The organism is Paenibacillus periandrae (assembly GCF_022458865.1).
In the GTDB taxonomy this organism is placed as follows: domain Bacteria; phylum Bacillota; class Bacilli; order Paenibacillales; family NBRC-103111; genus Paenibacillus_S; species Paenibacillus_S periandrae.
This window is the reverse complement of sequence record NZ_JAJNMU010000010.1, coordinates 304,187-313,911: the sequence shown is the minus strand read 5'-3', so window position 1 is coordinate 313,911 and position 9,725 is coordinate 304,187. Positions and strand designations below refer to the sequence as shown.

Annotated in this window: 10 protein-coding genes; 8 read left to right on the top strand and 2 right to left on the bottom strand. The window is 50.0% G+C overall.

From position 1 onward, the window contains the following. Together ltrA and LRL21_RS18865 are read left to right on the top strand one after the other, a co-directional pair. The coding region (ltrA, locus tag LRL21_RS18870; protein WP_240417347.1) for a group II intron reverse transcriptase/maturase at positions 1-934 on the top strand (934 nt) is incomplete at its 5' end. 147 nt (positions 935-1,081) lie between these two features. Next, positions 1,082-1,294, top strand: a complete 213-nt coding sequence (locus LRL21_RS18865) for a hypothetical protein (protein ID WP_240417346.1) — start codon at positions 1,082-1,084, stop codon at positions 1,292-1,294. Between the two features lie 575 nt (positions 1,295-1,869). Here LRL21_RS18865 and LRL21_RS18860 read toward each other — a convergent pair. Beyond that, positions 1,870-2,709: a helix-turn-helix domain-containing protein gene (locus tag LRL21_RS18860; RefSeq protein WP_240417345.1), complete on the bottom strand. Its 840-nt coding sequence runs from the start codon at positions 2,707-2,709 to the stop codon at positions 1,870-1,872. A gap of 133 nt (positions 2,710-2,842) precedes the next feature. Here LRL21_RS18860 and LRL21_RS18855 point away from each other — a divergent pair, with 133 nt between their 5' ends. Genes LRL21_RS18855 through LRL21_RS18845 form a run of 3 tightly spaced genes read left to right on the top strand, consistent with a single transcriptional unit; the run spans position 2,843 to position 4,773 of the window. Continuing rightward, positions 2,843-3,598 carry a ThuA domain-containing protein gene (locus LRL21_RS18855; protein ID WP_240417344.1) on the top strand — a complete coding sequence of 252 codons (756 nt, stop codon included), beginning with the start codon at positions 2,843-2,845 and terminating at the stop codon, positions 3,596-3,598. Continuing rightward, positions 3,595-4,590, top strand: coding sequence for a zinc-dependent alcohol dehydrogenase (locus LRL21_RS18850; protein ID WP_240417343.1), 996 nt, complete (start codon positions 3,595-3,597; stop codon positions 4,588-4,590). Before LRL21_RS18855 ends, LRL21_RS18850 begins: the two co-directional genes overlap by 4 nt. Positions 4,591-4,593: 3 nt before the next feature. Next, positions 4,594-4,773, top strand: a complete 180-nt coding sequence (locus tag LRL21_RS18845; RefSeq protein WP_240417342.1) for a hypothetical protein — start codon at positions 4,594-4,596, stop codon at positions 4,771-4,773. 442 nt (positions 4,774-5,215) lie between these two features. Here LRL21_RS18845 and LRL21_RS18840 read toward each other — a convergent pair whose 3' ends face one another. Further along, positions 5,216-6,532, bottom strand: a complete 1,317-nt coding sequence (locus LRL21_RS18840) for a transcriptional regulator (protein ID WP_240417341.1) — start codon at positions 6,530-6,532, stop codon at positions 5,216-5,218. A 224-nt stretch (positions 6,533-6,756) separates the two neighbouring features. Here LRL21_RS18840 and LRL21_RS18835 point away from each other — a divergent pair, with 224 nt between their 5' ends. From LRL21_RS18835 to LRL21_RS18825, 3 genes are read left to right on the top strand one after another with little or no spacing between them, the layout of a single operon-like run. Continuing rightward, complete coding sequence (locus LRL21_RS18835; RefSeq protein ID WP_240417359.1) at positions 6,757-7,983, top strand: M20 metallopeptidase family protein; 1,227 nt, start codon at positions 6,757-6,759, stop codon at positions 7,981-7,983. Between the two features lie 27 nt (positions 7,984-8,010). Then, the gene (locus LRL21_RS18830; protein ID WP_240417340.1) at positions 8,011-8,850 is read left to right on the top strand and encodes an enoyl-CoA hydratase/isomerase family protein; all 840 of its coding nucleotides are present in this window, start codon (positions 8,011-8,013) and stop codon (positions 8,848-8,850) included. Continuing rightward, the gene (locus LRL21_RS18825) at positions 8,831-9,676 is read left to right on the top strand and encodes an enoyl-CoA hydratase/isomerase family protein (RefSeq protein ID WP_240417339.1); all 846 of its coding nucleotides are present in this window, start codon (positions 8,831-8,833) and stop codon (positions 9,674-9,676) included. The genes LRL21_RS18830 and LRL21_RS18825 overlap by 20 nt, the downstream gene beginning before the upstream one ends. The last annotated feature ends 49 nt before the right edge of the window (positions 9,677-9,725 follow it).

The window sequence follows — 9,725 nt, the reverse complement described above, 5'->3', positions numbered from 1 at the left end:
CGGAAAGTTAAGGCCGTTAGGTATTCCCACTATCCGAGATCGTGTATGTCAGCAAGCGGTACGCCAAATCATCGAGCCCATCTTTGAACAAGACTTCTACTACTACAGTTTTGGCTTTCGAGCAGGATACTCAGCGCACCAAGCAATAAATACGATTCGACGCGCAAAACGCGGCGGATATGAATATGTGGTCGACCTGGACATCATGTCTTTCTTCGATGAAATTCCACACGAATTACTGATGGAGAAAGTACATGAGAGAATCACCGACGGTAAAGTGCTGACGCTCATTCGCGGATGGCTAACGGCGGGTTTCATGGAAGATGATCAGTTCCATGAAACGGAAATCGGGTCTCCACAGGGGGGCAATTTGTCACCTTTGCTTGCGAATTTGTACTTGAATCATTTCGACTGGGGGATGAAGGAGAGAGGCTTTGCTGTAGTCAGGTATGCAGACGATGCTGTCATTCTCTGTAAAACAAAGGAGCAGGCAGAAGAAGCATACCTAGTAGCAAAAACCATTTTGGAAGATGAACTACGTCTACGAATGCACCCTGAGAAAACAAAGGTTGTGCATTTCGATGAAGGATTTCGTTTTCTAGGATTCGACTTCTGGAGCGACTATCTAATACTGCCGGATGCTAAAGTGAAGAGGTACAAGGATAAAATCCGAAAGGTCACCCGCAGAAAACAAGGAAATAATCTTGAAGAGATGCTCAAGAAACTAAACGAAATTGTACGAGGATTTGGCAACTATTTCGGAGTAGGGAATGTAAAGAAAAAGTTTCAACGTGTGGACGAATGGACACGAATGAGGGTACGAGCCTTCATGCGCCAAAAGAAATCTACGGTCTCTAATTCGCTGATTCCCAACAAAGTATTGGAAGCAGCAGGAATGGTATTTCTAACAAGCTTACTCACCACACGTTCCTAATTCAGGAGTGAAATAGGCAGTCCGGTGACGGATGAAGAGAACTCACTCCTGAAGATGAGGAACTGACGAAGGAAAGCCGTGTGCGGGAAATCCGCATGCACGGTTTGACGGGGAGTCCGAGGGAGTAATCCCTCGTCTTACCCTACTATGAATACTAGGAACCGTGAATCGTATTGGGCTGGAACCGAAGCGTGCGACCAAGCCAGCGCTGCCGGAAGGAAGCCACCGCCGCGGGGCGCGCGCCTGGCGCGTTTCGCGGGCCATAAAGGAAAAGGTACGAGGAGCTGCTGGTCTACCGACAAAAGAGGAACACTTCTCAGACCGGATCGGACGGACGCGCCTTCGGCACTTGCAGCCTGACCATACGGGAGAAACTGAGGCGAACGGCGGGCGGCCGGCTACGAGCAGAGCGGCCTGCATACCGCGCTGATCGCGTTCCGCCGGCCATAAAGGAAAGGTACGGGGAACTGCTTGCCTACCGACGAAAGAGGAACACCGCTCAGTCCAGACATGCGCGCCTGTAGTGCATGCAGCGGACCATCCGGGAGAAACAGAGGCGAACGGCGGGTAGCCAGCATCGATCGGAGCGGCCCGCATACCGCGCCGAGCGCGCTCCGCGGGCCATAGAGGAAAAGATACGAGGAGTTGCTTGCCTACTGACGAAAGAGGAACACTGCTCAGACCGGTCCGGACGCGCGCGCCTTCGGCACATGCAGCCGCACCATCCGGGAGGGTCAGGCGAACGGCGGGCGGCCGGCTACGAACAGAGCGGCCTGCATACCGCGCTGATCGCGTTCCGCTGGCCATAAAGGAAAGGTACGGGGAACTGCTTGCCTACCGACGAAAGAGGAACACCGCCAATGACATCACCGGAACGCCCCGAACGCTTCCTATCGATATCGGCGCTTACGAGTATTAAAAGAAGCAGGTCTCCTTTAAACAGGAGGGCCTGCTTTGTCGTAATTGCCGAGGTTCTTGCGGAATCCTCTGGGCGAATAGCCGTTGCGTTTCTTAAACAAGCGGGAGAAGTAAAACGCGCTGTTAAACCCGCAATCCAGGGCAATCTGCTCAATGCTTCGGCTGCTGCTGATGAGCAGCACCTTGGCTTCTTCCAGCCTTTTGGTAATGAGATCATCCTTAGGGCTCGTTTTGAAAAACTTCTGATACAGCACCCAAAACCGCTCCGGACTTAAACTCACTAGCGTCGCCATCTTCTCCACATTCCAAGGCTGATAGTATTCCGAGTGGATTTGTGCCCGAATCTCTGTGAACTTGCCGCGCAGCTCCTTCTCCAGCGGCGTATAGGATTCCAGCTCTTTGGTGAGCTGCTTCTGTCGGCCGAGCAGAAGGAAGAGGTCCTCCACAAGCAGAGGAATTCGCTCCGTCGTCAAGGGCTTGCGATGAAACAGCTCATTCTCAAGGGAGCGCGCCGTAGGAAGCAGCCAGCCCGGATCCCCCGTAGAGATGATTTCATTCATCGGAATCCCGTACTGCTCTGCCAGCAGAGGAATCCGCTCGCCGGTAAGGTGGAACCAAATGTTCTGGAAGCCCTCCGTCATGCCGGGAGCTGGACCGTGATATTCACCAAAGCTCGGATCATGAAGAATGCAGTCGCCGGGTTGCCCCACCTCCAGCCCATGCACCGTGCGGGCGATGAAGGGGGTCGTAAAGCTGAGAAGCACGTAAGCATGAAATCCGGCTGGACGGCCTAAGAAGAAATCAGGTTCGTGAGGCGTGTGGATTCCCATGAGAGTAATTTCAATGCCGGCGGCCATAGCCATCCCCCCTTTCTCTATTATGATAAAAGAAAAGGACAAATTATCAATCGATAAGTCCATTTAATTTCAGGAAGAGAGAACTATAATTGATTATGAAGGATTTGATTAGTATAAAAGGAGGTCGCTCTTCATGGATAAAGATAGTCATTCATTATTGAACAAGCACATCGTATTTATCGCCGGAGAGGATGAATATGCGTCGGAACTTATGTTACCCAAGGTAGCTGCGGACATTGCAGGCTCGTATGGCGCCCGGGTTACCATACTCATTTCTTCTCCGAATCCGGAAGAACCGGCTAACATTCCAGGATTAGAGCTGCTGAACACGGCAGATCTGGCCGTATTGTATTTGCGATTTCGCGAGCTGCCGGAGGAGCAAATGCGTCACCTTCTCGGGTACGTCCAATCCGGCAAGCCCGTGCTGGCCTTCCGAACAAGCACGCACAGCTTCAGTTATCCAGAGGGACACCCGCTGGAGGAATGGAATACTCGTTTCGGCATCGAGGTGCTCGGCGCCCCGTGGATTCGCCACTATGGCCACTCCTCCTCTACCGACGTCTCCATCTGCTGGGGATCTGAGAGCCATCCCATCCTGGAGGGGATCCCGCCGCGTATTCATGCGAGATCCTGGCTGTATCACGTCTTACCGTATCCACCCGAAGGAGCGCAGCTGCTCTTGAACGGCCACACCGTGGATCCGGAGCTTAAGGAGGGTACCATGAGCTCTCCCCGAATTCAACCGGTCGCATGGACTCGAACGAATGCTTGGGGCGGCGAGGTATTCATGACGACGCTCGGCCACCCGGAGGAGTTCGACATGCCGGAATTCCAACAATTGATTCGCAATGCCATTCACTGGCTGCTGAGGGAGGGAGAGAGCAAATGATGAAAGCGGCTGCGATTATAGGCGAGAAGCAAGCTGTTGTGATCGAGAAGGATAGGCCGGCTCTGCCTGAGGGCTGGGCTCTGGTCAAGATTCATACGGCGCCGATGTGTACTGAATACAAGGGCTTCCTTCAGGGGCAAACAAGCAGCTGCTTGGGGCATGAGGCCGCCGGGGAGGTCGTGGAGACGGCTGCGGGAAGTAAAGTTGCCGTAGGCGACCGCGTCGTCGTCATGCCTCAATATCCGTGTGGTCGCTGTTCTTTGTGCCTGTCCGGGGATTTCATTCATTGCGAGCACACTCTGTCTTATTCCGCCCCAACCATGGCTCAATATATTGCGAAGCCCTCGTGGCTGCTGCTTCCTTTCCCGGATTCGCTGAGCTACGATCAGGCGTCACTTGCTTGCTGTGCCCTAGGACCGTCACACGGCGCGTATGTCACGATAGGAGTGGACGCCTTCTCCACCGTATTGATTACCGGGCTTGGCCCCGTAGGCCTGGGTGCTATAGTGTCAGCCAAATACCGGGGGGCACGGGTCATCGCCGTGGAATCGAATGAATACCGTGTAGCCCTCGGCAAACAGCTTGGCGCCGACGAGATCATTGACCCTCGGGACGAGGGTGCGGTGAAGCAGATCAAGTCGCTTACCGGGGGACAAGGTCCGGACTTCGGTCTGGATTGCTCCGGAGCGGTTGTCGCCCACCGACTGCTAATCGATGTGGTCCGCCGCAAAGGGAGTATTGCCTTCGTGGGAGAATGCCATGGGGAGACGCCAATTCGAGTCAGTCAGGATCTGCTGCGCAAGGGAATTCGTCTGATCGGCTCCTGGCACTATAATCTTCATGAGTTCCCTCAGCTTATGAAGATGATCCAAAGCGCTCCACAGGCGATGCATCTCATAACGCATACGTTTCCTATGGGCCGCATACAGGAAGCCTTCGAAGTATCGGCATCGGGCCGCAGCGGCAAGATCTTACTTCATCCATGGGAGTGAACAATGATTAGAATAGGGATGAACACATTGCTCTGGACCGATCAGTTCCGGATAGAGGAGCATCGGGGGCAGCTGCTGAAACTGAAGAAATGGGGCTTCGATGGGGTGGAGCTGGTAGCCGATCAGCTGCTTCCAGAGGAGGTTCCAGACATCGCTGTGTTGCTAAGGGGAGCAGGCCCTTAGCTGTACAACGATAACCGCCCTGGACACTGCTATCGCTGATCCGGCGAGTAAGGATCCAGGCTCACAATTTAAGAAGTAAAATGCATTGAAACCCATCGCAACTAGCGATGGGTTTTTGTCGGGAATGGGATAATGTTCTTGTCATCAACCGACAATTTATTTTTGAAATAAAAAGCGAATCCGGGACGTTGTAAGGGAACGACTTGCGCCTCCGAGTATGCGGCATAAGTCATTCCAAGAACATGTGGAATGGTTGAACCCCGCTTCCGTTCCCTTGGCATCGCGGTCAACTCGATGAAATATGCTTCACCTGCAACGCGGCGGTTCCAGGAGCATGTGCAGAGCTGGTCGTCCGGCCAGGAAGTGATTTGACTTGGTAAATCAAGTGCAAAAAGTTTTTGCCATTAATTTAAAGTCAAAATGGCAACCGAAACAATGCGTGTCATCTACTTAATTTGCGCCCTTCTTTGTCGAGAAACAACAGTTCGTAGTATTTTTGGGGTCGCCCTTTACTATTGTCTCGTTTTTCAAATACCGTTTGTACGTATTTACTTTCTTCAATTTTGTTAAGGATACGGTTTGCACCTCTGACGGTCATGGACAGGCATTGAGCAACATCCTCAGAGGATAATTTATTTGTTCTCATGATTTCTGCATAGGACATGATTTTTTGCAAGTTGATGTTGTTTATTCCGATAGTTTTGGCTAACGCGATGATTTCCGGGTCCCCCTGTTCAGAGAACTGTATGACATTCATGCTCCGCATTGGGCCGATAACCTTCTGATCCTCGTTTATAAAAAAGCTGCAGCTGCCCGTAAAGGCTTCCGCCTGTCTGTGAGCTTTGGTGGCGTTAACATTAGCTTGAAAATATTCAAGCCCCGAGCCCCACCCGATCTTCACCTTGTCGCTTATGCGCTCTTCTAGATACTCCAGCAGGGTGCAGTTATGCGCGTTAGAGGTGATTTTCATGAAATTTCCATAGGTGGTGTATAGTCTGACAAAGCCTTCCGAAATTTGGGCCGTGTCTGCCAGATTCACGTTGCGCAGAAATCTGCCGACAAGGACTTTCAGCTCATGAAGCTGCTCTTCAGATGGCGGATCCGCCGTTTTGGTCGACAAGCATGCGACAACTGCCCTCTGGCTCTTAAGCTTGAGGATGGTAATCTCGTTGATGATCTCTCTTATGGTCTCTTTAACGTTTTCCAAAGTGGGGCGGATTAAGATATATCTGACTCCGTGCTTTTTGAGTTCTGGAACAAAGTGGCCGAACGCCGTGATGGACAGGTCTATTTTCTTATCTTCCCACAGAGTGATATGGTTTTCGAGCATTGTTTCCACCCGTTTTTCGAGCAGATCGTCGCTGTTAATGGGCTTTCCCTCATGAGTCAGGTATTGTCGGAATTCACTGAAAGAATCGATAATATACGCATAATCCACATAGATCCGGGATATATCAAGCCCAGGTTCTGTTACCAGTAGCCGGAAAAGTTCCCTATAAAGAAGGTTTTCATTATCCTGCAAAATGTGAATAGGTACTTTTTCATCCAAGCATTCCTTATCAATTGACTCGTAAAGCATCCTGCCACTGATAACAAATCCATCTACCGAACCTAAGTTTTTGAGATATACGTCTTTTGTTTCCCGGAAGTTGCTGATCGTAAGAAACCGGAACTGACATAAGGGCCGCATTTCTTCTTCAATGGCGCGGAAATAGTCCATATGGGTCTCAGGCGTGATAATACCTAGCTTGATTTTCATGGTAGATTCCTTTCATAAACAGTTCAATCAAAAGAGTTATATCACAATAAATGTGATATATCAATGTTCCGATAGCTTCCAATATAATGTTCTTAAAATGTCTTATTTTCTCTTGACATCTAATAAATTTAAAGGTACGATAATTCTGTTCTTAAAATGTCTTAAAATAAGTAGGGGGGAATGTTTACTCTGTTCTTACGTTCATTCAATTTGTGTTTTGGGAGATGTTCACTGTGATTGAAGAAGCTGGAGAATTTTTGAGTATGGCCCGTCATCTGCAGGAAAAATTGGTCATGTACAGGCATCATCTTCATGCGATTCCGGAACTTGATTTAAGTTTGCCCAGAACAACTGCCTACGTAAAAGAGGTGTTGGAGTCGATGGGTCTTAAGCCCACTCCCATAGGAGAATCAGGTCTAATGGTTACGATCGGCGGACATCATGCCGGGAAGGTGATTCTTATTCGTGCGGATATGGATGGGCTGCCCATTCAAGAAGAAACAGATCTTTCTTTTGCGTCGTTGAATGGAAACATGCATGCATGCGGTCATGACTTGCATACTTCCATGCTGTTGGGAGCTGCGGAGATCCTGAAGGCAAACGAAGAGCAGCTTCGCGGGACGGTTAAGCTTATGTTTCAGCCGGGTGAAGAGACTCTGCACGGGGCAAAGATGATGCTTGAGAATGGGATTCTCGAAAATCCTAAAGTGGATGCAGCCATGATGCTTCACGTGTTGACTGGAATGCCAATTCCTGCCGGGCAATTTGTAGTGCCTGAGGCCGGAGAAGCGATATCAGCTTCTTCTGATTGGTTCGAAGTCATCATCCGCGGAAGGGGCGCACATGGAGCGATGCCTAGCGCTGCAGTAGACCCATTAAATGTAGCTGCTCATCTTCATCTGGCGCTGCAAGGGATCCTAAGCCGTGAAATTTCGCCAATGGAGAATGCAGTTCTTACAATTGGAGTGATGGAAGGCGGGAGTACAAACAACGTGATTCCCGATACGGCCAGAATGAAAGGCAGCGTACGCACATTTAACGCCGTATTGCGGGATAAAATCGAAACCCGTATCCACGACATTTCTGCAGGTATTGGAGAAACGTTTCAGGCAAAGGTGGATGTGATCTATACCAGGGGATGTCCTGAGGTGAAGACGGACAGCGGGCTTAACCGACAAATGAGAACTACTATTGCAAACACCTTTGGCGCCAGTTCCTTTATCGGTATAACCCAATTTATACCCGGTGGTAAATTAATGGGATCGGAAGACTTTGCATTTGTATCACAAGCGGTGCCAAGTACCTCAGTGTTTCTTAACGCAGGCAATACCGAAGAAGGTTATGGTTACCCTATGCACCATCCAAAGACGATGTTCTCGGACGAGGTGCTTTATAAAGGGGCTGCGGCTTACGCTGCTTTCGCCAGAGATTGGCTTGAAAGTAATAGATAATATTTAAACAAAACAGGAGGAATTGAAATGACAGAGAGACGTATGATTGGACCAACCAAATTTGAAGAGTACTCGGAGAAATACAAGGAATTTCTATTAATGACCCGTCGTGACGGAATCATTGAAGTGCGGCTGCACACCGACGGAGGACCGTACAAACATAATTGGGAAGCCCATACGGCATGGTCTCATGCATGGTCAGATATTGGCCGCGACCCTGAGAACGAGGTAATGATTATTTCTGGAACAGGGGATAAATGGGTAATAGGGGACCCTGAAGTCTGGAATACCAAATTTATGGACTGGCCGAAGCAAAAGAAGCTCGAACAGTATCATGAATCGCTGAGACTGCTTGAGAATTTGATCTTCTGCATTGATATCCCCACAATCGGGGCGATCAACGGTCCGGGAACGCATTGTGAACTCGCAACTCTCTGCGATATTACCATTTGCACAGAAGACGCCGACTTTTTTGATCCGCATTATCTGGGAGGCACACCTCCCGGAGATGGAATGCTGCTCACGCTGCAGAGCATGATCGGTTTCAAGAAGGCGGCATACTACGCATACACCGGCAAAAATATCAATGGTCAAACCGCATTGGACCTGGGCATCGTTAGTGAAGTCCTGCCCCGCGAAAAGCTTCTTCCACGTGCATGGGAGCTTGCGGAGATGATCATGCAGGCGCCGCGTTCAACGAGACATCTTTCCCATTCCATTATATCCCGTCCATGGAAACAAGCCCTGGTCAGTGATCAAGGGTTCCATCTTGCTCACCAAATGTTCGATATGGCCATTGATGAAGAAGGTGCTCTGGAGCGACTGATGAAGATGCAAGGACGTCTAAATGGCAAAGATGTCCAATAGAGATATGGCGGGACCTACAAGATTCGAAGAATACTCGGAGAAGTACAAGGACTTGTTCATCATGACCCGCCGTGACGGCATACTGGAAGTGCGGATGCACACCAGCGGAGGACCTCTTCAATTTGACTGGGCGGCCCAAACTGCATATGGCCATGTATGGTCAGATGTTGGCCGTGATCCTGAGAATGAGGTGATGATCCTTACAGGGACAGGAGATTTGTGGCAAATAGGCAATCCTGAAGTCTGGACCGCCAAATTCATGGATTGGCCGAATCGCCGGAAGCTGGAAATGTATCATGAATCGCTCAGAATGATTGAAAATATGATTCATTGCCTTGACATCCCCACAATTGGGGCGATCAATGGCACAGGCTCACATTGGCAGCTGGGGACGCTTTGTGATATTACCGTTTGCGCGGAAGACACAGCGTTCTTCGATGCCCATTATCTGGGTGGTGTTCCGCCTGGAGATGGAATCGTTCTGGCACTTCAAAAGATACTGGGAAGCAAGAAAGCGGCATACTACGCATACACGGGGATGAACATTACTGCCCAAGAGGCATTAGACCTCGGTCTGGTCAGTGAGATGCTGCCTCGTGAACAGCTTCTTCCACGTGCGTGGGAACTGGCAGAGATGATCATGCAGGCACCCCGCTCTGTCAGACATCTTACTCATTCAATTGTGTCGCACCCGTGGAAAAAAGCCCTTGCCCATGATCAGGGTCTCCAGCTTGCTCACCAATTGTATGACATGGCCATTGATAAAGAGGGGATTTTTGAGCGATTGAAGAGAATCCAGGAACGTTTTCAGAGGAATGGGCGATAGTGGGTCAAGCAGCAGTATGAAGATCTTAAGCCAAAGACAACTGAGAAGG

What these genes read in the sequence shown, in the direction of transcription:
- LRL21_RS18825 (WP_240417339.1), top strand. Translation starts at nt 8,831, where the DNA reads ATGGCAAAGATGTCCAATAGAGATATGGCGGGACCTACAAGATTCGAA.
- LRL21_RS18855 (WP_240417344.1), top strand. Translation starts at nt 2,843, where the DNA reads ATGGATAAAGATAGTCATTCATTATTGAACAAGCACATCGTATTTATC.
- LRL21_RS18830 (WP_240417340.1), top strand. Translation starts at nt 8,011, where the DNA reads ATGACAGAGAGACGTATGATTGGACCAACCAAATTTGAAGAGTACTCG.
- LRL21_RS18865 (WP_240417346.1), top strand. Translation starts at nt 1,082, where the DNA reads ATGAATACTAGGAACCGTGAATCGTATTGGGCTGGAACCGAAGCGTGC.
- LRL21_RS18840 (WP_240417341.1), bottom strand. Translation starts at nt 6,532, where the DNA reads ATGAAAATCAAGCTAGGTATTATCACGCCTGAGACCCATATGGACTAT.
- LRL21_RS18860 (WP_240417345.1), bottom strand. Translation starts at nt 2,709, where the DNA reads ATGGCCGCCGGCATTGAAATTACTCTCATGGGAATCCACACGCCTCAC.
- LRL21_RS18850 (WP_240417343.1), top strand. Translation starts at nt 3,595, where the DNA reads ATGATGAAAGCGGCTGCGATTATAGGCGAGAAGCAAGCTGTTGTGATC.
- LRL21_RS18845 (WP_240417342.1), top strand. Translation starts at nt 4,594, where the DNA reads ATGATTAGAATAGGGATGAACACATTGCTCTGGACCGATCAGTTCCGG.
- LRL21_RS18835 (WP_240417359.1), top strand. Translation starts at nt 6,757, where the DNA reads ATGTTCACTGTGATTGAAGAAGCTGGAGAATTTTTGAGTATGGCCCGT.